The organism is Kosakonia sp. PSU_27 (assembly GCF_039409795.1).
Lineage (GTDB): Bacteria > Pseudomonadota > Gammaproteobacteria > Enterobacterales > Enterobacteriaceae > Kosakonia.
Genome location: NZ_JBCIVK010000005.1, coordinates 367,039 through 388,809 on the forward strand (window position 1 = coordinate 367,039; position 21,771 = coordinate 388,809).

The window sequence follows — 21,771 nt, forward strand, 5'->3', positions numbered from 1 at the left end:
ATTATTTCCTGCCAGATCCGTTGACTTTGCTAAAATCAGGTGTTGTTTTTTTTGATGAAATGACGCTCCCATCTGGATAGACAAAAGAGTACAAAGCATCTTTCCCCTTCTTATTAGGGAATATCATCAATACTTTTTTACTTTCGTCTATAGAGGGATTGTAATTTATTAAAACATTTTCGTTAGATTTATAGTCCAACTTCACTTTCCAAAACGCATCTTTCTTACCGAAAAGATATAATTTATCCCTCAAAGTAGATTGTGGGCTATCATTCCATTTCTTTATAAAAGGATAGTATTTTGGAGTGTAATTAAAATCATTCCCCGCCACTGTATCAAATTGTCCATTCCGCGCAGCATCAGCATCAAAAGCAATAGTTACACCAACCGCAGTTCCAGGTACTAAATCATCCCCAAGATGTGTAGCATCTATATACTCAATACCCACATTGATTGCGCTTAAGCTCCATACACACTCCCCCCCGCCAGTCATAGCGACTGTACCTTTCCATTTATCACCATTCTGCTGTTGCAAAGGTACTTTAATAACGTTATAGCTTGATTCCGCATCCACAGAACCATCAAACCCGTTCACTCTTTTTTTCTGGCATTCACGTGAAATATATCTGACTTCAAGAGGAAATGGTCTTGTGTATTTTGAAGGATTACTAACCTCAACAGTCACCCATTTGGTATCCGCTGGAGGGGAAATTGCATTGCTTGTGGCATGACTACAACCTCCGACTATAAAAAAAACAAGCGGTAAAAAAATGAATTTATTTTTATTAAGCATTTTCAATCACCTCATCACCATAAATGGAAAATCGAACTAGCGCATCATTCCCATAAGATTCAGACAGAGTGGGTGATAGTGATGCTTTCAATAACCCTTCTATGTCAAGGAATATCTCATTTCTTTCATATTCCTTTTCAGGGATTTCATCTTTATATACCGACATTTGCTCTTTAAAACGATCTACATTATATAGATGCTCAGTAAAATTCCGGTTCTCAACCAATCCTTCGATATCTATTAGTTCCAATAATTTATTATTCATGTAAGGCATATACGAAGTCATGAAATGATCGCCAAATGTTAAATCTACTCCACGGTCGGGGTTTTGTCCGTCAGGAAAAATCTCTTCCAACTTGCTAGCCGTTAGTGACTTTCTGAACTCCTTTTGTTTACGGCCTGCAGTTTGCATCTCTTGGTCCGACAAAGAAGGAACAAGATATAATTTAGCTTTTATCGGAAGAAGCCTTTTTAAATTTATGCAACCAGCAGGTACGGGCAAACTTGTTTTACATTCTTGCCACTCACGACTTTGTGTCGCAGTCAGAAATACAACTGGATTACCATGGTGCCAGAAGCAATCCCCCCAAGATATAGCTTGATAAGCCAGAAGCTCTCCAACAGACCACAGCATCCCTAAAGTTTTCCCAAGTGGTCCCCAGAGATTATATAACGCATTATCTAGACTCGCTTCGGGTGGAACTGCTGGAACGGGATCATTATCATTTACATGACGGAAATGGGTGATTTCTGATAACTGCTGAACTGCCTCCTTGGTAAAGGTACGGGGCATACCATATGTGTAGAGCAAAGGTTTTTCAGACTTTAACGCAGCAGAGTAAATTAATGCAAGCGCTCCACCCAAACTATGGCCGCATACAAATAAATTTCGTGCTCTAATCAAAGTTAAGAGCTCATCAAACTCAGCAGAAAAAAGCCGTTCAGATCTACTATATCCACTTAGGAATCCATCATGCACTTTTCCAGCAGGACTCAATTTTGTGCACATAGTTTTATTTACATCACATACCTCAGTGCTAACAGGACTAAATGCCAGATCCGTTCCGACATCGTACAAGCCTGCAGTTCCTCTCCATGCGACAATGACTTTATCTGTATTGTAAACATAATACAGTTGAGTATCGCCTTCTGGTTTTGCTGAATTCCCCCCTCCAGAGGTGCTGCCACTTTTATTATCAGTCTTCGAGGTGTCTCTAGAGGTATCCATGAAAACAGGAGGATTATATCGCTCGCTAAATGGTACATCCTGCACTAGTGTATTGTAACTAAAGCCGCCTTTATGGAGCTGAGGTAAATGCGATAAATCTTGGCACTGGTTTATATAAAATCGTGTTATTGATTCCGGCCGGAGTGCTTTATCATCGGCATAAGCTAGAGAGGCACTTGCTCCGAGGTTGATGGCATTTGCCATTGAATAATCATCCTGGTGATGCAATACCAACTCCCATGCTCTAAAAGGGCAAATTTCAATAATATGCCGCTTTTCAAGTTCATTTGTCCGGACGGTAAGCCCTTTGAAAGACTTGTTCGGTGGAAAATGGAAGGATGGTAAGGTTTCGCCTTTACGCAATTCGATATTAGGATAACCTGAACTAAGTTCACCGACTACGGCGTAATGCCAGATATGACCGGCATCTACTGCAGGCTGTCTAACTAAAGAATCGGTTTCTGCATCTCTACCTGGGCGAAGAACTCTCTTCTCCATTTCATTTACTAAAGCAGTCGATTCTAATTTCAGAGCCAATTCAAGCCCATGGGGCATATCAATGCGAATGAGCCCATCTGAGTCACTTTGACCTGTATACGTAAATTTATCGACTGGTCCGGAAACTGGATGAGAACTTTCAACAGTCCATGGCATATTCGCCACGGGATCGCCCTGCTCATCAACCAGTTGAAATTCGACCCAGTAGGGCATTTGCTCTTCACATGGAGCATGGGGGTTTTTACAGCAGAGTGAGGATACAGCGGTAGTCATGTTATTCGCCCTCCTGGCTATCAGCAATATTTCGCGGATATCCAGCGCGCTTAGCGTTGTTACCGGGTTCAGATTGATTTTTTCAAATAAAGAGGCATACACACCTCCCGCTTGCGTGCCTTGTAAAACCACGCTTTCGCCTGTGGCGACACTTTCATTTTGTACAGACATCAACATTCCTTATTCATCTGTTAAAACTTCGCCAGCATTTATGGCTGTTTGGGCGCAAGAGAGGAGAGCTCATCACGCAGTTCTGCGCTGAGAGAGGGGTTAAGAAGAATTTTTTCTAATTCCTTTCGGAAAGTCTGATTATCGAGTAAGTTCGCTTTCAGATCGCGAAGCAGATTGCGCATTGCCAGCATCGCTTTGAGCTGGGGAATTTGGCGGGCAACCTCTTCTGGCGTGAAATCTTTCATATCGCGGAACGTCAAGCTGATATTCTCTTCGCTGCCATTACCCGCCAGGGTATTTTCAACAACAAGATTAACTTTTGGGGAATAATCAGAAAGCACACTATTAAAGTTATTTTTATTAACGTTGACTTTAACGCGTTCGCTTAAAGACGCCGTTTCCTGCCCATTACTAAAATCACCCGCCACCAGTAATTTCAATGGTAATTCTGTTTTTTTCTGTGCTCCGCCCGTATGCAGGTCGAGTTTCAGGTTGATACGTGCTTTCGGTATCTCCCGCTGGAAGCTATCGCTCATCGTTCCCTCTCTGTTTATTGCTTTGTGATATTTGCGCGTAACTATCCCTGCGCATAACACGGCAACAATAAACCAAAACGTTTCATTTTTTCACATCGAATTTTAAAGATTAGGAATAAATAAAGAAATTTACTTAATTATTAATATTCGGAGTTATTAATTGATGAGCTAATTAGCGCATAGCACTTTCCAGATAATATTATTGCCGGTAATAAAGCCGCGCAATATTTTCGGAAAGCATTCCTGAATGTATTTTAATTCATCGCTAAAATTTCTTTAACGCTGTTCAAGTTGATAATACGGTACCCGCCGCGTTGTGCCCGTCAGGCTATCGAATACATCCGTTTCTGCGGTGCTGATCCTCATACCTTTCTTTCTGAGTCTCGCCACATCGGCGGCCAGCCGCTGAATGCCAAACCAGAATAACGCATCAAGCGCCGTGACCTGGAGCCCCCTCTCCAGCGCCAGCTTCAGACGTTCGCGCGGGGCTTTAACCTCTTTGGCGATTTGCTGGTACGGCGCAGCCGTAACGTTGGTGGGATCAAGGCGACGAATACGATTGGAAAAGCGGTAGCTAAAGGCATCCGGGATAGCGCTTAAATCGCTTTTCAGACTGTAAGTACATCCCCAGCGGCTGCCGCTGATAACGGCGGGTTTGCGGCTGATTTGCAGCTCGTCGCGCAGGCTGTCAATAAGCTGCGGTGCACGAACCAGCAACAAACGAAAAGGTAGCTCCAGGCTGGTAACGTAATCCACATTCAACAGTGCAATGCGTAAACGTTCCTGCGCCCCGGCCTGCGTCTGGCGGCACTCGTCCATGACATCTGCCCACTGACGCGCCAGACGCGGCGTTTCATCAACTGCGGTGAAACTATATTTTTCAATCTGATAGTCGATGCGCCCGCTCATCTTTGTCTGCCTCTGTTCCCTCGCCTTTTCCCGCGAATCACTTTACCAGCGTGCAAATACAACCGGAAGCAGGAGGCAGCGCGGATCTTTGTTTTTAGACGCATAAATAAAAAAACCACCTCATCCGAGGTGGTTCAGGTTTGTTATGAGAAACGGGCCCGGCTAAGGCTGACTGATCACGGTCGTAATATGATCGGCAAGCGCGCCCGCGTGCGGCATGGTCAGCATAGTCATATGATTTCCTGGGCTCAGCATGGCGGTGAATTGTGTCGCGTATTCACGCCACACCGCTTCGCGCTGTTCCCGCTCTGCCCCATTAGCCTCTTGTGCATTAATGCTATGCAACCTCCCCTTGTAACGCGCGCGGGGAATATAGGAAGTATTGAGGTTTGCGTACAACACATGGAAAACACCAGCCAGCAACGAAAGTGGCGTGTTGCGGGTGTAAACCCCCGCCTCAATCAAAAGTTGATGCAAACAGATAAGCCGCTGCTGTGGCGCCATTCCCAATAGCGCCTCCTCCGTAATGGGCAGCTCCCGGTTCAGCATCAAATTATAAATGCTGATTAATTTCATCACTGCCCCGAGGTGGCTGACCGGCGGTTTAGCCCCGGGAGAGCGGCTATCAATGATAATCAGATCGGCAACCGTCTCCCCTTGCGCCTGTAATTGCAGCGCAATTTCAAAGGCTATCCAGCCGCCAAAGGAGTGCCCAATAAGGTGATATGGCCCGGAAGGCTGACGTTCACGCATTGCGCTGATGTAATCACGTGCCGTCTCTTCAATTGTCAGATGCGGCATGGTTTTCACATCGGTGAGCCCGCGCGCCTGCAGCGCATAAATGGGTGACCAGTGCGGCGGGGGCAGAATCTTCCAGCATGTAATTCAGCCGTTCAGCCGGATAGACCGGATCCAAAGGAACATAGGCTCCGCCCGCCTTGAGGATACCGAGGATGCCGATCACCATGTCGAGGCCGCGCTCCAGACAAATAGCCACGCGGTCATTCGGATGAACACCCAGTCTGATGAGCTGATGGGCCAGCCTGTTTGCCCTGCGGTTCAGAGCGTCATAGGTTAATGGACTCCCCTCGAAAACGGCAGCGATAGCCTGTGGCGAGCGACGGACTTGTGCTTCAAACATTTCGTGGACTAATAGGTTAGAAGTGCCACTTTCTATAGCATGAGCAGGCTGAAGCAGTTGCTGGCGCTCATGTGGCGATAAAACCGGTAGGTGAGACACTGGCGTATCAACATTCTGCAACGCGCCTTCCAGTAATACAGCAAGGCGAGATTGCATAACCTGAATATCGGCAGGTGTGAAATAGTCGAGGGAATAATTAAACTCAACGCAGACCGATTTGCTCTGTTTATTATTGCTGGTGATGGCGTACTGATTAATGGTTATTGCTAAAGGATATTGTGCCCGGTGATGAGGTTTAATGGTTTGTATTGTCGCCCCTTCCAGATGAATGTTAACGTCGTAAGGTTCATAGGATAACGACATATCAAATACATTCGCCCTGTCGGTATGTTGCTGTTTTTTTATTCTCCGGTTAATTTCCGTAATCGGCAGCCGCTGGTGTTTATAGCAAATACGTAATTCATCGGCTGCTTTTTGCATTACATCAGAAAAGGAATCCTTATCCGTTAATCTAATGCGAACAGGGATAACAGAGGCATACATTCCCACCGCCGCTTTTTGTCGGGCATTTTTTCGATTATGGAGTGGGATACCAAAAACAATATCATCAACGTTTTTTACTCTTTTAAAATAACAGGCAAAAAGGGCATACATGAAATGCAATACGGACAACCCATATAAAGAAGCCGCCTGTTCAATGCGCTGAAAAAGGCTTTCCTCAAGCATCCAGCTTACAGGCTCAGGCAGATATGATGCCGGAGTCCGCGCCGTCACCAAAGGCTGGAATAATTGCGGCGGCAATGCCGTATATCGCTCAAGCCAAAAAGCCTGGTCTTTGATGCACTGCTTCGCCCCCAGATAAGCCGCGTCACTGGCAACAAAATCGGTATAAGATAACGATGCGCTTTCAGATAAATGCTCCCCGCGAATTAGACGACTATAATTTTCGCTCAACTCTGCATTAAGCAGGCTCAGGCTCGTTCCATCGGCAATAATATGATGACAGCACAGTTGCCAATACCAGCGGTTATTGCCGGCATAGATTAATGCGCTGCGCCATAACCTTTCAGCCAAATTAAATGGCTGCGTAAAGTTTAAATTCACATACTGTTCAGCTTCATATATTGGATTATCCGTTGTCGAAAAATCCTTAAATTCCATTAAGGGCAAAGCGGAAGAGTCAAAATATTGTGCTGGCGACGTACCGGCAACCATACGCAGACGAAATGCATCATGCCGCTTAATGACGGAATCAAACGCTTTAACTATGATATCGGGAACGATATTGCCATCAATGATCATCACGCTCCCTATATTGTAATTTGTTAATTCAGGATTCAGCGTCTGAGCGAACCAAATCGCTTGCTGATCTGAACTCAATGGAAATGGCGACGCTGGAAACGCTGTACACTCTTCCGCCACCCATGCACTGTCTAAAAATCTATTATTGGGAGATATGTCCATATATTCCAACCTAATTAATGAAAGCCAAATCGTCGTAATTAATTGACAGCACACTTATTTCCGCAAAGCAGGGCGCCATCAAATAATATTCCTGATGAATGTTTTATCCTTAAATGAACGGCTAATTATCCACTGTCCCCCTGGATGCTTTGTCGTCAACGCCGTGAACCGTATGAGGTAAAACTGAATGTGTCTTAACGACAATCCTATCAATTAGTGCAACCGTCCACTCTTAACACCAGATATAGCCATTTTAAAAAAGTACGTAATAATACCGGGGGAAATCATTACGTAAGATTGACATCATATAAAATACACCATAAATCAGTCCCATCCGCTCACTCATGGCGTTATTCCCTTGAGATTAAACGATCTGTAGCGAGTAATAACCCTTGCAGTTAATAATAAATACCTTTTGCGTCTTTATGGCAAGAAAATATATCACCTTGACAGCACCTCATTGATATATACAGCACCATACGCTTGATAATAAAGATGTTATTATTTTTAATTTGACAAAAAAACCGTTTCACATTTGCGTTTATCACTGCAACGAAAAATTCCGAGAAGAGTTTATTTTATTATTCCGCACAATTATTCATGTAATGGATAGATAAACCACAATATAAAAGAAAGCATTGATGTTGATGAATGGTAATAGTGCGATTTCCTCAAGATGATTCTCCACCATCGCATTCCTGTTACGAAAGAAATAGGTGACGACGACACCACCTGCGGTACACTGATTGCGTTTGCTGACAACATGTTTACCGATGTACTTACTCGTTAACTTAATGATAGATAAATATGTTTACCCCACAACTACGTCATTCCACTTCTGCTTTCGTGATGCAGTCAGAAACTGGGTGCATCACGCAATTCCCTGCAATAGCTTACTGTAAGGTCACATTCGACGCGGCCTCTTACCAGGATGCCCTTTTTAGCGAATATGGCATCCCTTTTCCTTCGGTGCTTGATAAAGCGGTAGTAAAACGGCGCGCGGAGTACCTTGCGGCTCGCTATGCCGCCGGACAATTATTACAAAACGCCGGCTGTGATGGTCATGTGGGTACGTCTTCAGGCCGGGAGCCCGTCTGGCCTGCGGGCTGGTGCGGCAGCCTTTCTCATACCAGTGGTCACGCTATTGCGGTTATTGCGCCCCGTAACGCAGGCTTAACGCCAGGCATTGATATTGAAATGTTCGACGCAAAGACCATGAGGGAGACGGCGGAGATGTTCACCAGCCCTGAGGAGCGGCGATTACTTGCCGCCTGTGGCTTAGCGTATGAAACGGCGTTGCTGATACTATTTTCCGCCAAAGAGAGTCTGTTTAAGGCGCTCTATCCTGAGGTGAAATGTTTTTTCGGTTTTGAAGCGGCGCGAATCTGTCGTATCGATACTTCGGTGCATAGCATTACCCTTGAGCTAACGCAGCCGCTGGCGCCTGAGCGCAGACAAGGATGCCAGTTTACTGGTCTGTATCTTATCGGGAAAAATCGTGTGATTACGCTGATCGCGTAAGGCAGTGGGCGGGTATCAAATCAGGAAAGGCAGCAGCGATTGCCGCTGCCTTTTGTTGCGACTTACAGACCTACAATGGTGCCGGTATTGGTGAGCGTATTCGATTCGAGATCAAGGCCGTAAAAACCGCCCAGAACCGCGTCTTTACCGCTGTTGGTGACTTTATTTGCGGTCACTTTCGCGATGCCATAACTCAGCATATTGAGATAGTTATACACGTTACCGTCTGTTTTCACGGTTAATGCATAATCGCTGACAATATTACCTCGGTTATTAATATCGTTTACCGCATTAATCCCAATGCTTTGCCCAAGCATATTACTGTTGCTGTTGTTGGTAACATGCCGTTGGGTAGTGAGGGTAAGGCTGGTTCCCGCCAGGATATCTTTGAAGTTCTCGATACCGTTCAGGGCATTAATCGCCAGCGCGTGATCAGCGGCGATGGTGTTGCGGTTATACATCACACCTTTCAGCACGCTGAAATTCACATCGCCTTTACCGCTGATCCAGCCATAGTTGGTAGTGCTGTTATCCACGCTCAGGTTCAGGTTCTTATCCGAAGCGATAACGCCTGTCGCTGTTCCATCTTCCAGCTTACCGTTGCTGTAGTTTTGCAGCGAAGCGGCGCTGATATCAAGATTGCCTGCACTGTAGGTCATCGCATAGTTATTGTAGAAAGTACCGGCGACCTTAATCAGGGCATTGGCGCCACTCATCAGCATCGCTCGGGTATTATCAAACGTTCCTCTGGACAACAGACTCAACGGACCATTTTCGGCAATCATGCTGCTGTTGTTGTTGTAGATGTTCTGCCCGGAAAGCGAAATTCCAGCTTTACCAACCATACCGCCCACATCACTCGCTACGCCGAAATACTCACTGTTGCTACGGCCAAAGTTATTACCATCACGGTTTTCGATACTGCCGGCAGCATTGATGGTGAGTGACTTATTTGCCGCAATCAGCGCCGTGTTGTTATAGACACTTGATCGGGAATCAATAGAGATGTTTTCACCTGCGATTAACCCGTTGTTATTATCCACCGAGTTAGCAACCAGCTTGATATCACCCACCAACGAGGTTACTGAACCCCGGTAGTTATCGAAATTGCCCGCCATGATAAGGTCAATATTTGTACCGCCAGCAATCTGTCCATAATCATTACGTAACCAGTTCCCGCTAATTCCGACATCGCCAGCAGAGATAATCTTACCGCTATAGTTATCAACCGTTCCTTTTGCCGTCACATTTACATCACCCGTCAGGGAGCGCAGCGTACCGCGGTTATTACCTACATTACTATTAGAGGTAATTGTCAGATCACCACCAGCCTCAATAAGGGAATTATTGTTGGTGACGTTGTTTGCGGTAATAGAAATATCACCAGCACCCAGCATATAGAGATAGTTATACAGATTACCTTTGGTCACAACGCTAATATCGCCATCGCTAACAATATTACCGCGGTTATTAATATCGTTTACCGCGTTAATCGTTATCCCGTTACCGACCATATTGCTGTTGTTGTTATTTGTCACATGACGCTGCGAATCCAGCGTCAGGCTGCCACCTGCGGAGATATCTTTAACGTTCTCAATACCGTTCAGGGCCTTGATCGCGAGTGACTTATCAGCGGCAATGGTATTGCGGTTATAAAACGCCCCTTTCACAACATTCAGCGCCACTGCGCCTTTACCACTGATCCAGCCGTAGTTAGTGAAATTGTTGTCGACATTAAGCGTAATATCTTTATCTGAGGTGATAAAACCTGTGGCGTTATTATCGATAAGCGTACCGTTGCTGTAGTTTTCCAGGGAAACGGTATCGAGTGTGAGGTTGCCTCCACTGTAAATCGTTGCGTAGTTATTGTAGAAAGCCCCGCCAGTTTTAATGGCGGTATCAGCCCCGCTGACCATCAGCGCACGCGTGTTATCAATGTTCCCTTTCGCCTGCAGGCTCATTGCCCCATTTTCTGCAATGATGCGGCTGTTGTTGTTGTAAATATTCTGCCCGGAAATCTCAACGCCGCCTTTACCGATCAAGCCACCGATCTGTTGCGGCATGCCGAAATAGACGCCAAAGTCATTGCCAAAGCTATTACCATCGCGGTTATCAACATTCCCGCCCGCGTTGATGGTCAGTTTTTTATTGGCTAATACCAGTGAGCGGGTGGCGTTTACTCCGGCTTTCGCGTCGATGGCGATATTTTGCCCCAACATGAAACCGCCGTGAGTATCTACCGCGTTCGCACTCAGTGAGATATCACCTTCTTCCGCACTCACAACGCCAACATAGTTGCTCAGGTTACCGTTGACCGAGACCTCCACGCCTTTCTTGCCGCCGATGCCACCGTAGTCATTACGATAGGAGTCGCCCTTCACAATCACTTTGCTATTGGAAAGAAGATTGCCGGAATCGTTATTGATCAGACCCTTGCTGTTTAGCGAAACATCGCCATTTGATGCGATCTGACCACCGCTGTTATTGATGCTATTAGCATTGATCTCCACACTGGTATCGCCCGCGATGCCTAAGGAGTCGGAACTGACGGTATCCGCTGTTTTGGTGCTACTGTTGTTAACCGCGCCACCGGCAGCGATTTTGATATGGCCGCCAGCAGAGCGGATTAAACCTTTGTTGTTATCGATGTTGCCAAGGCTGGCAATATCCATGTCGCCTGATGTTTCCAGAATACCGCTATTGTTGTTAATCGCTCCGGTATCCAGCCCCAGATAGCCACCATGTATCTGGCCGTTACTGTTATTTAACGTACCGGTTTTTAAGGTGACAATCCCCGCTTCAATGCCGACATTGTTCCCTTTACCGGCATTGGTAAAGGTATTGTTATTGGTATCGACAGCCAGCATACCGCTGGCGGCAATTTTGCCGTTGGTGTTATCAAATGCGCCGCTATTAACGTAGATATCTGCCGTAGTGGAAATCGTACCTGAACGGGCATTAACAATTGCGTTCTTATTGGTATCGAGATAAATAGCACCAGCAGAAGTAATAACGCCCGTAGTGTTATCCAACTTGCCGTTGGTATTAATCTTTGTTGAACCGATCGATTGAATCTGCGCATTACTGTTCAGTAGCTGGCCATTGGCATCAATGCTGATGCCGCCAGTACCACCGGCAATAACCCCCTGGTTACGCACACCGACGCCGCTTTCGGTACTGATAAGATTAATTTTGTTCGCGTACATACCGCCAACTTGCGCAACGTCAACGCTATAGCTGTTACGTGAACCTGACGCAGTGACAGTGCCGGTCACCTGGCCGTCTGTATTAACGTAGTTATTACCCGCAACAATATTCAGTTCGTCAGCGGTAACTTTCCCGCTTAGCACTACATTGCGTGACAGAATTTCAGTTGGACTGGCGTTATCCAGTTTATTGATAGTAATGGTGCCGCCGTTTACGGAATAACCCGCGAGTTTGTCGTTCTGAATATCTGGCGTGCCGGTGGTCAGCGTGAGTTTATCGGTATTGATCGTACCGCCACCATTAACCGTAATGCCATTGGGGTTGGCGATAATCAACGCGGCTTTATCGCCCGCCACTTCCATCATGCCATTGATTGTCGATGCATTTTTGGATGTGACTTCATTGAGAATAACTTTTGCCGACCCGGATGACAGATTGCTGTTACCCTGGATGGTACCGCCCAATACTGTATTGGATGCTGAACCGCTGTTATTAAAAATAACACCGTTTTTATCGACGTTCAGGTTGTCCCAGACATTATGTGACAGGCCATTGCTGTTAGGCTTATTAATATCCACGACCGGCACGCCATTCGCATTATATAGCGTGCCATTTTTCATATTTAAACCAGCGGAATGCGCAGCAGCAGGTAATGCCAATATCATTGCTACCGTCAACGGGGCCAACTGAGTTCTCACAAGGCGTTGAACTTTCTTTTCCGGATTAATCACGCTTTTGCTTCCCTTTAATTAACTTTCAGAACCAATTTGAAATAAAACGTTCTCGACCTTGCTTCATGAACCAGGATTGTATTTTATTTATTCGAACAAATTCACCGGTAAACAACACTATGGATACCAGTTCAGAATAAAAATGGAGACCTGGCACCTCGCAAGAAATCTGAATTTCTACAAAGCCTGTGAAAGCAAAAGCATCAGGATTGAATAGAACAGCACCCGCAAGCAGGGGAATAAAACAAGGCCGCGTGAGAAAATAACAGGGGTTGAGAACCAGAACAATACACGACTCTTCAAAATCAGAGGATTCAGCTAGCGTGTCGGGTGATAAATAAACATTCAGCGCGCATCATTTAGAATATTTTTAAAAGCATTAAGAGAATGGAAATATCGATACAGAATTGTCTTTTAAGTCAATATTAGAAAGATCAATATTATTAACCTCCTTAATACAACCCTTCATCGATTAACTTAATAAAATAAACAACGTTGCGTAAGAAAATAGCTGCGGACTAATAACAAAAAACCCGGTAGCGTACCGGGTTTATTTTTAAGAGATAGTGAGATTAGAACAGCGGCTTACCAGAAGCGTCCTGTACATTGGCTTTCCATGCGGCGCGAACCTGAGCGGTAACGGAATCCGGCAGCGGCGCGTAATCCAGATCGCTGGCGATGGTATTACCATTTTTGTAAGACCAGTCGAAGAATTTCAGCACTTCGGCGCCTTTTGCCGCATCATCCTGTTTTTTATACAACAGGATAAAAGTAGTGGACGAAATCGGCCATGCATCTTTGCCTTTCTGGAAAGTGAGATCCTGAGCGAACGATTTGCTCCAGTCTGCCCCTTTGGCACTGTTGCTGAAACTCTGCTGCGACGGCTCAACCACTTTGCCATCGGCGTCAAACAGCTTTGTCCAGGTCAGGTTGTTCTGTTTAGCGTAGGCGTATTCAACATAGCCAATGGAGCCCGGCAGACGCTGCACAAACGCGGCAACACCATCGTTACCTTTGCCGCCTAAGCCAACCGGCCAGTTCACCGTTGAGCCTTTACCCACTTTGCTTGCCCAGTCAGCATTCACTTTTGATAAATAGCTGGTGAAAACAAAAGAGGTGCCGGAACCATCTGCGCGGCGCACCACGTTAATATTCGTATCCGGCAGTTTGACTTTCGGGTTCAGTTTGGTGATTTCCGGGTCGTTCCACTTTTTAACGTTGCCCAGATAGATATCGCCGAGCGTTTTACCGTCCAGCGTCAGTTCGCCGGATTTTACGCCAGGGATATTAACCGCCAGCACCACGCCGCCAATGACGGTCGGGAACTGAAACAGGCCATTTTTCGCCAGATCATCATCACTCATCGGGGCATCGGAAGCGCCGAAATCCACGGTTTTCGCAATAATCTGTTTTATGCCACCGGAAGAACCGATCCCCTGGTAGTTCACCTGAGATCCTGTCTGTTTCTGGTATTCAGCTGCCCATTTTGCATACACAGGCGCCGGGAAAGTACCACCAGCACCCGTCACATTCGTTGCCGCGAAAACAGTAGTCGTAGAAAGTGCAAGAGCAGCAGCCATCAGGCGAACTGACGCATTAAGCATTGCCATAGTCTCTCCGAATCGAAATAGTGGTTAAATTTTTGAATAATATTAAGAGCCACGGCAGCATAGAGCGAATTTATGACAATTTTGTGTCAACGGTGAAAAATAAAAAAAGGCGGCACAACAAGCAAAAAAAGACCTCCGGATCGCAATCGGGAGGTCTAAGCAAACCTTAAAAAAGATGAATTAACCTAACGGTTAAAATTTGCAACTCTGCGCGCTCTGAAGGAACGCACTGAGTTACAGTAGCCACGGCTATTAAACACGAAAACCGCAGCCCTCACATGACAGATATGCAACATTATGTAAGTTATTTTTTCTACCCGCTAAATTATCCGCACCGAGAATTTTCCGCTGACTCAAAACGATATTGCTTCATCAATGAATGACTTTGAAAAATAGCCAATCCGTTTTTAAAGGCATCAGCACAATATATAGTGAAAAATTAATCTTATTTCGGCATATAACTTTTACTTAATCCGGCAGTGGAGATCACCTCACCGTCTACTGTTGCATCAGTCCAAAGCGTGTCGTAACGGTAACCTGTCAAATCTTCGACAACTTTACGTGCTTCAGGCGTCACACTCTGTTTATTTCCGTTAGCTTTCAGGCGGTCAAGTTCATCGACAAAAATACGGTGCGTGCGCTTATTGAGATGGAAGGTCAGCGCTTGCCACATTGCCACCAGCAGAAGCCCGGCGGTGCCGATAAACAGCAGCATCACAATGGTAGTGATTGCTTCCTGAGGCTGTTGCAGACTGCCTTTCACAAAACCGCCGCTCTGCAATAGCAACCCCACGGCAAAGGTTGCAATTGCTACCGTAGTTTTACGTGAAAACGTCATCACGGCAGCAAATAGCCCTTCGCGGCGTTGACGCGTAACCATTTCGTCAATGTCAGGAATAAACGGGAACACGTTCCAAGGCGTGAATTCCAGAACGCAGCGCCCAACCTGGTAAAACCCGGCAAGGATCACCAGCAGCACCACTTTGTTTTCCGGGGGGAATTGATACACCAGGAAGAAACCGCCCAGGCACAGCAACATCATGCTGTAGGCAAAAACATAAAGCCGGGATGGGCCATATTTAATAATGGCGAAGCCCGCGGCGAGCGTTACCGGCAGCCCGACGATGCTCATTGACAGCAAGGTTCCGGCCAGAGAAGACGAGACATGCAAACAATAGACACAGAAAAAGACAAACACCGTGTTATAAATGTCTTTCGCCGTGAAAGAGAAAAGATAAATAGCCAGATGCTTGCGGAACGCACGAATTTTCAGCGTCGAGGCATAATCTTTAAATAACTTAATCACGCCGGTGAGTGTTTGCGCCGCATTGCCAGTTTGACGTTTTTTCTCCATCTCCTGTATCATTTCTGGTGTTATTTCTCGCTCCCAACTTACTTTCCAGGAAATAAATACACAGACCATAAACAACACAGCAAAGACCACACCGTTAATTAAATAAGCATCGGCGTTTTTTTCACCCAGCCAGCCAATTAGCACACCGGGGATAAAGGTCGCGAGAAACGTGCCGGACGCAGAAAGAAACATGCGGCAAGTGGAAAGCTTGGTGCGATCGTTAAAATCTTTGGTCATTTCCGATGGCAACGTTTCCCACGGGATTAAGACCATGGCAGCAATAATTTCAAACGCCAGGTAAACGGCGAGATAAAACCAAAAATTCATGCCATTAAGCCATAACAAAATATAAACCAGCATCAGCGGCGCGCCGATAAGCAAAAAGAAACGGCGGCGGCCAAATTTCTTGCCTAAAAAGTTCTTATAAAAATGATCGGTAAAACTGCCCATAAACAGGCTCACGATAGCATCAACAATCCTTGCAATCGCGACAATGGATGCCGCCTGAATCGGTGATAAACCGACAAAGGTGGTGTAATAAAATAGCAGCCAGGCACCAATTACCGTAAAAGCGCCACCGCCCATTATGTCTGTCATGCCATAACCAATGCTGACAGGAATCGTCACTTTTCTGTTTTTACGGGTCATAGCCACCCCCCGCAACTGCTCAGCTTTATAAGCCTCTCAGGCTGTAAATGTTCTTTATTTATCATGGACATAAAAACTCCACAGAGAATTATTTGTGCCAGAACGGCTCCGCTAATAACGGCCGCCTGTTGCCACCGGAAAACATCGCAGTCTTCACGTTATATCCCTTGGGGAATTTATGTCTACTACCATACAAGTTCAATTGTCGAAAATGTGACCTCAGGCATAAGCCAGAAAAAATCGCCTTCGTAAATTCTAAAAAAGTGAGAAATGGGATCGAAAGAACAGTTAAAAAAATACACTTGTGAAGTGAAGAAAATCCTGCGCAGCGCAAACAAAAAACCCGTCTGATATCAGGCGGGTTTTACGCTTCAGCGCACAGTTCATTCCAGTAGCTATAGCGCATCACCAGGTGAAAGCGCTCATTTTTCATCGTAAATCCATACAGAAGGATGATAATCAAGACCATAAAGCAGGCCGAACGGGATCAGCAGCGCAACATGGCGCCCCGAGTCATATTCCCCCTCTTCTGTCTGTAATGGCAGCGTCGGGGTAAGGCGATTAAGCCACTGTTGCAGCAATGTCTTCATCAGCGCGTTCTCCAGCAAAGGTTGACGTGCTCAGTTAAACGCAAAGCGCGCCATAACCAAAACGATCATTTTTGCACTGGTTTGCCGAAAAACGCATTTGGCTTGCGCCATCCCATTTCATGTAATATTTTAAGTTACATGATCGACAGCTATCCCGGAGATAACGTGGCGCAGAATACGAACGACATTTTTAACAGCGAATTCTCGCGCCAGTACGATGCTTACAACGAGCGGCTGGGCGAAATTGCCAATAATCTGCACCTGCTTATCTCTTTGTTGCTGAAAAAAATGCCGCATCAAGCGCGAATTCTCTGTGTTGGTGTCGGCACCGGCAGCGAAATCATCCGCCTTGCGCAGCACCATCCACAATGGCGCTTTACCGGCATTGATCCCTCGCCGGATATGCTCGCAGTCTGCCAGCAAAAGCTCGACCAGGCGGGCATTGCCGACCGCTGCACATTACATGAAGGTTATCTTAATGAGCTTCCCGCCAGCGGCGATTATGATGCGGTACTCTGTCTGCTGGTGACTCACTTTATTCAACATCCGCAGCGCGATGGCATCTATTCACAAATGGCGAGCCAGTTAAAACATGGTGGACGTGTGATCACGGCGGAAATCGCCGGAGACATGCACAGCCCGGCGTTTGATGAACAGCTCGAAGTGTGGACAACCATGCACGAAACCGCCAGCCAGGCACCGCGCGATATGGCGGAAATCAAAGCGCAACTGTCGCAGCGCCTGCTGCTGTTGCCCGCAGAAACCACGGAAGCACTGATTGAACAGGCTGGTTTTACCCCGCCACAGCGCTTTTTCCAGTCGCTACTGATCCATGGCTGGACGGCGCGCAAAAGCTGAGGTGTTACGCCTTGCGCGAACAGCAGGCAATGTAGTTTAACTGGCAGCGATTTGCGCGGAAAAAGCGGAACATGCCGAGAAAACGCATCCGGTTATCACGTGTGCGTAAGCCATTAAAGACTATGCGCAGCGCACGCGCGAAACCTTCATCACGGATCAGCCCAACGGGCGACATCAACGACATTGCTCCGTGGCGCGTATCTACCGCGGCAAAGCCATTGTCGATAAACAATGTTTTCCATGCCGCTTCTGTCAGCGGGCTGACATTCGATTTCACTACCTGCTCCAGTTGTGACTGGTTATCTGTCGCCAGCCCGCTGCGCATAAACATAATGTCGTGCGTCAATAAACGGCCGCCGGGTTTCAGCACGCGATAATATTCGCTGATGAGTTTTGCTTTCGCTTTGTCCACATACATGGTCAGCATTGCTTCGTTAATCACCACATCAAAGGTGTTATCGTCGAACGGCAGCTTATTCGCATTGGCTTCGCTAAGATGTATATAGTTGTCGAGACCGGCAGAAATCACATTTTGCCGCGCCTGTGCGAGCGCGTTTTTATCCATGTCGATGGCGTCGACCATGCAGCCAAAACGCTGTACCAGCTCAATCGCGGTGGTGCCCATATTGCAGGCGACTTCCAGCACCCGGCTCTGCTCATTTAGCGGTACCTGGCTAAACAACCATTCGGTTGCTTCCACCCCGCCGGGGCGCAAACGCGTTTTCCCGAGGCTCGCCAAAAAGGTATGCCCTGCTTTATCACTGTCGGCCATCGGACTCTCCTCACAATAACATGCATTCTGCATGCAACTTATCACAACAGTGTGGAGATGAGAATGGCTTTCATCAACAAAAAAGCCCCTGCGTTTTCGCAAGGGCAAGGCTGTGTCCGAGCCATAAAAATTAGTTAAAGACCATACCGCCATCGATCAGCAAGGATTGACCGGTCATATAGTCGGAATCCGGCCCGGCGAGGTACGAGACGCAGGCGGCAACGTCTTCTGGTTCCGAAAGACGCCCAAGCGTAATGCGTTTGGCAAACTCCTCCGTGCCATACCCCAACGGTTTACCGGCCGCTTCCGAGACCTGGCGGTCAATCTCCGCCCACATCGGTGTTTTCACGATGCCCGGGCAGTAGCCATTGACAGTAATGCCAAGCGGCGCGAGATCCCGCGCGGCGGTTTGCGTGAGCCCCCGTACGGCGAACTTGCTGGAACTGTACACGGCCAGTTCCGGGTTGCCGACATGCCCGGCTTGTGAACAGGCGTTGATAATTTTGCCGCCGTGTTTTTCCGCTTTGAAGGCTTTTACCGCTGCCTGGATACCCCAAATCACGCCTTTTACGTTGATGTTATAAACCTTATCCACCACTTCTGGCGTGATGGACTCAATCGGTGTCGAAGGCGCAACACCGGCGTTATTCACAATCACGTCAAACCCGTTCAGTTTGGTTCTGGCCTCCTCTACCGCCGCAAACACTTTGTCGCGGTCAGAGACATCCACCGTCACCGCTATCGCGCTGCCATTGCTGCTATTAATTTCGTCAGCCACCGCTTTTGCCGTTGCGGCGTTGTAATCGGCAACAGCGACGGCAAAGCCATCTTTCGCCAGACGCAACGCAATGGCTTTACCAATTCCCTGACCCGCTCCGGTCACAAATGCAACTTTTTTCATCATATCTCCTTGGTTTTCAAAGAATCTGGCTAAGATTGAGCTGGCCCATCAGCAGCGGGTTATCGCTGTAATCAACCGGGATGGCGACCACCGCCGGGCCGTCCGTATCCATTGCCGCACGCAGCGTGGGTTCCAGTTCTGCCGTGCTTTCGACCGCGAACCCTTTAGCGCCAAACGCTTCGGCATAGGCTTTAAAATCGACCGGGCCAAAATTAACGCCAGAAAGGCGCTGGTATTTTTTCTCTTCCTGAATGGCCACCATGTTGTAGGCGTTATCGACCCAGATGATATGCAGCACATTCGCCCCGAGGCGCACAGCGGTTTCCAGCTCCATGCTCGATTGTAAAAAGCCACCATCGCCGGAAACCGACACCACTTTGCGGCCCGGGTTGACCAGCCAGGCGCCAATCGCCCATGGCAGCGCAACGCCCATGGTTTGCTGACCGTTGGAAATCATCACCTGACGGGCGCGGAAGCTATAGAGATAGCGCGCAATCCAGATATGGAAACTGCCCATATCGACGGTCAGCGTGACATCGTTATTCACGATATCCTGCATCGCCCGCACAATACGCAGCGGGTGAATAGCGAACTGGCAGAGCTGTGCGCCCTTACGGCTGAGCAGTTCCCGCTGGTTGCGGCGCTCAATCAGGATCTCTGAGGCGCGCGGCGTGAGGATCAGCGGTTTTTCGATTTTCGCGGCCAGTTTGTCGAGCGTGCTGGCAATGTCGCCAACCAGTTCGCAATCCGGCACGTAATTGCGTTCTTCATAAGCAGGAAGCACATCGATATGGACCAGTTTCGCGTCACCGGTGTTCCACATTGATGGCTCATATTCCACCGGACTGTAACCAATACAGATAATCAGATCCGCCAGGTGCAGCAGCCGATCCCCGGCCTGGTTATTAAATAACCCCACACGTCCGGCAAAGCGGGTGAAATGTTGCTGATTAACCGCGCCTGCCGCCTGATACGTGCTGGTAACCGGAATATGGCTTTTTTCCAGCAACTGATGCAGCGCCGAAATATTCTCTTCACGGCTTGCCATCAGCCCGAGCAAAAACACCGGGTTTTGCGCCTGCGCGATAAGTTTCGCCACCTCGTCAATCGCCGCATCCGGCGCGGCACCTAACTGCGGCACACCGCTGGCGGGCAAGATAGTGCCGCTCGCCGGTTGGTCGGCAATATCTTGCGGCAGGCTGACAAACGCACTGCCCGGCCGCCCCTGCTCGGCGGCGCGAAATGCATTAGATACCACTTCGGCAATCGCGTCGGAGGAGGTTATCTCTACCGCATATTTAGTGACGGGGTTAAACATCGCCACCGTGTCCATGCTCTGGTGCACCAGCTTGGCTTTATCCGCGCGTTTCACCGCGCCACCCAGCGCCACCACCGGGTCGCCTTCGCTGTTGGCGGTCGCCATACCGGTAATCAAATTGGAACAGCCGGGGCCGGAAGTGACCAGCGCGACGCCAGCTTTACCGGTGATACGCCCGACCGCCGCCGCCATAAATGCCGCGTTCGCTTCGTGGCGCACCGGAATAGTTTGAATGGTTGAATCAAGAAGCGAATCAAACACTTTGTCAATTTTGGCACCAGGAATGCCAAACACATGTTTCACTCCCTGCGCTTCCAGTTGTGCCACCACCATATCCGCACCGTGCGACCATTGATGTTTACGGTTTTCTTTGTTCATCATTTACTCCTTTAAATGGCTCTCAGCTCTCAACCGAACGGATGGCAGCATCCAGATTATCCGGGTGTAAATTCGCGCGAAGAAACGCCGCGTCTGCAGGCAGGTCGATCATCAAATGGTGGATTTCTCCAAATGTCAGCGTGCCGCTTTCAAGCTGGTAATCCAGCAGGTGTCCGCCGCCGTGACGATCGTCCGTAATAAAGTGCTCGTGATAGCCGGCCACATTAATGCCCTGCATATGCTGGGGTGTGCGGAACCCGACCAGCACGCCATCGCGCCCGTTAAAACGGAACACCGGTTGATCATCAAGCACATCGGTCATAGCGCGATAAGGCGGCGTCTGGCGTGGAACGGTGCGAGTGTGTGCATGGCGAAAATGGCCATCAATACGCAGCGCGCAGAAAATGTTATCGGAGGGGATCGCTTTATCGATGATGTCGTGCAGTTGCTGGCGGCTGGCTGGTCTGTCGAGTTCAACGCGATGCTGCGGTTTAAACCAGGTCATTACCGCGAACGGCGTTTTTTGCTGTGGGCTAGCCTCACGGGCACTGCCATCAGCACGCAACTGGTAAACCTCACTGTTGAACGCAATTAATTCTCCATCCAGCTCGTTAAAAGTGCCAAGACCAAAATCACCGTGATTAAGTAAATCCTCAATCGTGGTATTTCCTTCGTAAACACCGCTTAATAGCGCACTCATTAGCGATGTTTGATATATCACACATTCTGGGCGAGTTTCTGAAAAGGCACGAAATGTTTCCCGTAGACTTTCCTCGCAAGAACAACCGGTTAGATGACTCATTATCCTTTACCTCGCTGAGCAGTCGTTTAGAAAAGCTGATTAATTATTGACGCGATTCAGCGATAGAT

The 21,771-nt window shown here is 47.7% G+C and carries 16 protein-coding genes; 2 read left to right on the top strand and 14 right to left on the bottom strand.

Going from position 1 to position 21,771, the window contains the following annotated elements:
- Position 1 precedes the first annotated feature (1 nt).
- The 6 genes from AAIG26_RS14710 to AAIG26_RS14735 form a co-directional block, all read right to left on the bottom strand.
- Positions 2-793 (bottom strand): hypothetical protein, encoded by a 792-nt coding sequence (locus AAIG26_RS14710; RefSeq protein ID WP_343180849.1) that lies wholly within the window; start codon positions 791-793, stop codon positions 2-4.
- A complete protein-coding gene (locus AAIG26_RS14715; RefSeq protein WP_343180850.1) occupies positions 786-2,963 on the bottom strand; it encodes a lipase family protein in 2,178 nt (725 codons plus the stop codon). The genes AAIG26_RS14710 and AAIG26_RS14715 overlap by 8 nt, the downstream gene beginning before the upstream one ends.
- A 38-nt stretch (positions 2,964-3,001) precedes the next feature.
- Positions 3,002-3,499, bottom strand: a complete 498-nt coding sequence (tssB, locus tag AAIG26_RS14720) for a type VI secretion system contractile sheath small subunit (protein WP_313625948.1) — start codon at positions 3,497-3,499, stop codon at positions 3,002-3,004.
- 276 nt (positions 3,500-3,775) lie between these two features.
- Positions 3,776-4,408: a helix-turn-helix domain-containing protein gene (locus tag AAIG26_RS14725; RefSeq protein ID WP_045512206.1), complete on the bottom strand. Its 633-nt coding sequence runs from the start codon at positions 4,406-4,408 to the stop codon at positions 3,776-3,778.
- A 162-nt stretch (positions 4,409-4,570) separates the two neighbouring features.
- Positions 4,571-5,218 (bottom strand): alpha/beta fold hydrolase, encoded by a 648-nt coding sequence (locus AAIG26_RS14730; protein ID WP_343180851.1) that lies wholly within the window; start codon positions 5,216-5,218, stop codon positions 4,571-4,573.
- Positions 5,190-7,013 carry a condensation domain-containing protein gene (locus AAIG26_RS14735; RefSeq protein WP_343180852.1) on the bottom strand — a complete coding sequence of 608 codons (1,824 nt, stop codon included), beginning with the start codon at positions 7,011-7,013 and terminating at the stop codon, positions 5,190-5,192. Before AAIG26_RS14735 ends, AAIG26_RS14730 begins: the two co-directional genes overlap by 29 nt.
- A gap of 807 nt (positions 7,014-7,820) precedes the next feature.
- Between AAIG26_RS14735 and AAIG26_RS14740 the strand changes: the two genes are divergently transcribed.
- Positions 7,821-8,534, top strand: a complete 714-nt coding sequence (locus AAIG26_RS14740; RefSeq protein ID WP_343180853.1) for a 4'-phosphopantetheinyl transferase superfamily protein — start codon at positions 7,821-7,823, stop codon at positions 8,532-8,534.
- A gap of 62 nt (positions 8,535-8,596) precedes the next feature.
- On the opposite strand, the gene AAIG26_RS14745 is transcribed toward AAIG26_RS14740, so the two are convergent.
- The 4 genes from AAIG26_RS14745 to AAIG26_RS14760 all read right to left on the bottom strand — a co-directional run bounded on the left by AAIG26_RS14745 (position 8,597) and on the right by AAIG26_RS14760 (position 16,674).
- Entirely contained in the window at positions 8,597-12,406 is a 3,810-nt protein-coding gene (locus AAIG26_RS14745; RefSeq protein ID WP_343180854.1) for a filamentous hemagglutinin N-terminal domain-containing protein, read from the bottom strand.
- A gap of 638 nt (positions 12,407-13,044) precedes the next feature.
- Entirely contained in the window at positions 13,045-14,082 is a 1,038-nt protein-coding gene (pstS, locus tag AAIG26_RS14750; protein ID WP_343180855.1) for a phosphate ABC transporter substrate-binding protein PstS, read from the bottom strand.
- A gap of 445 nt (positions 14,083-14,527) precedes the next feature.
- Positions 14,528-16,084 carry an MFS transporter gene (locus tag AAIG26_RS14755; RefSeq protein ID WP_343180856.1) on the bottom strand — a complete coding sequence of 519 codons (1,557 nt, stop codon included), beginning with the start codon at positions 16,082-16,084 and terminating at the stop codon, positions 14,528-14,530.
- 422 nt (positions 16,085-16,506) lie between these two features.
- Positions 16,507-16,674, bottom strand: a complete 168-nt coding sequence (locus AAIG26_RS14760; protein ID WP_020455223.1) for a hypothetical protein — start codon at positions 16,672-16,674, stop codon at positions 16,507-16,509.
- Between the two features lie 165 nt (positions 16,675-16,839).
- Between AAIG26_RS14760 and AAIG26_RS14765 the strand changes: the two genes are divergently transcribed.
- Positions 16,840-17,532, top strand: a complete 693-nt coding sequence (locus tag AAIG26_RS14765) for a class I SAM-dependent methyltransferase (protein WP_343180857.1) — start codon at positions 16,840-16,842, stop codon at positions 17,530-17,532.
- A gap of 4 nt (positions 17,533-17,536) precedes the next feature.
- On the opposite strand, the gene AAIG26_RS14770 is transcribed toward AAIG26_RS14765, so the two are convergent.
- The 4 genes from AAIG26_RS14770 to budA all read right to left on the bottom strand — a co-directional run bounded on the left by AAIG26_RS14770 (position 17,537) and on the right by budA (position 21,703).
- Positions 17,537-18,304, bottom strand: coding sequence for a class I SAM-dependent methyltransferase (locus AAIG26_RS14770; protein WP_343180858.1), 768 nt, complete (start codon positions 18,302-18,304; stop codon positions 17,537-17,539).
- 130 nt (positions 18,305-18,434) lie between these two features.
- Entirely contained in the window at positions 18,435-19,205 is a 771-nt protein-coding gene (locus AAIG26_RS14775; RefSeq protein ID WP_020455226.1) for a (S)-acetoin forming diacetyl reductase, read from the bottom strand.
- A 16-nt stretch (positions 19,206-19,221) separates the two neighbouring features.
- A complete protein-coding gene (alsS, locus tag AAIG26_RS14780; RefSeq protein ID WP_020455227.1) occupies positions 19,222-20,901 on the bottom strand; it encodes an acetolactate synthase AlsS in 1,680 nt (559 codons plus the stop codon).
- Positions 20,902-20,923: 22 nt separating this feature from the next.
- Positions 20,924-21,703, bottom strand: coding sequence for an acetolactate decarboxylase (gene budA, locus AAIG26_RS14785; RefSeq protein WP_343180859.1), 780 nt, complete (start codon positions 21,701-21,703; stop codon positions 20,924-20,926).
- Positions 21,704-21,771: the final 68 nt, after the last annotated feature.

Coding starts and splice junctions, on each gene's coding strand:
- AAIG26_RS14710 (WP_343180849.1), bottom strand. CDS start 793: ATGCTTAATAAAAATAAATTCATTTTTTTACCGCTTGTTTTTTTTATA.
- AAIG26_RS14715 (WP_343180850.1), bottom strand. CDS start 2,963: ATGTCTGTACAAAATGAAAGTGTCGCCACAGGCGAAAGCGTGGTTTTA.
- tssB (WP_313625948.1), bottom strand. CDS start 3,499: ATGAGCGATAGCTTCCAGCGGGAGATACCGAAAGCACGTATCAACCTG.
- AAIG26_RS14725 (WP_045512206.1), bottom strand. CDS start 4,408: ATGAGCGGGCGCATCGACTATCAGATTGAAAAATATAGTTTCACCGCA.
- AAIG26_RS14735 (WP_343180852.1), bottom strand. CDS start 7,013: ATGGACATATCTCCCAATAATAGATTTTTAGACAGTGCATGGGTGGCG.
- AAIG26_RS14740 (WP_343180853.1), top strand. CDS start 7,821: ATGTTTACCCCACAACTACGTCATTCCACTTCTGCTTTCGTGATGCAG.
- AAIG26_RS14745 (WP_343180854.1), bottom strand. CDS start 12,406: ATGATATTGGCATTACCTGCTGCTGCGCATTCCGCTGGTTTAAATATG.
- pstS (WP_343180855.1), bottom strand. CDS start 14,082: ATGGCAATGCTTAATGCGTCAGTTCGCCTGATGGCTGCTGCTCTTGCA.
- AAIG26_RS14755 (WP_343180856.1), bottom strand. CDS start 16,084: ATGACCCGTAAAAACAGAAAAGTGACGATTCCTGTCAGCATTGGTTAT.
- AAIG26_RS14760 (WP_020455223.1), bottom strand. CDS start 16,674: ATGAAGACATTGCTGCAACAGTGGCTTAATCGCCTTACCCCGACGCTG.
- AAIG26_RS14770 (WP_343180858.1), bottom strand. CDS start 18,304: ATGGCCGACAGTGATAAAGCAGGGCATACCTTTTTGGCGAGCCTCGGG.
- AAIG26_RS14775 (WP_020455226.1), bottom strand. CDS start 19,205: ATGAAAAAAGTTGCATTTGTGACCGGAGCGGGTCAGGGAATTGGTAAA.
- alsS (WP_020455227.1), bottom strand. CDS start 20,901: ATGAACAAAGAAAACCGTAAACATCAATGGTCGCACGGTGCGGATATG.
- budA (WP_343180859.1), bottom strand. CDS start 21,703: ATGAGTCATCTAACCGGTTGTTCTTGCGAGGAAAGTCTACGGGAAACA.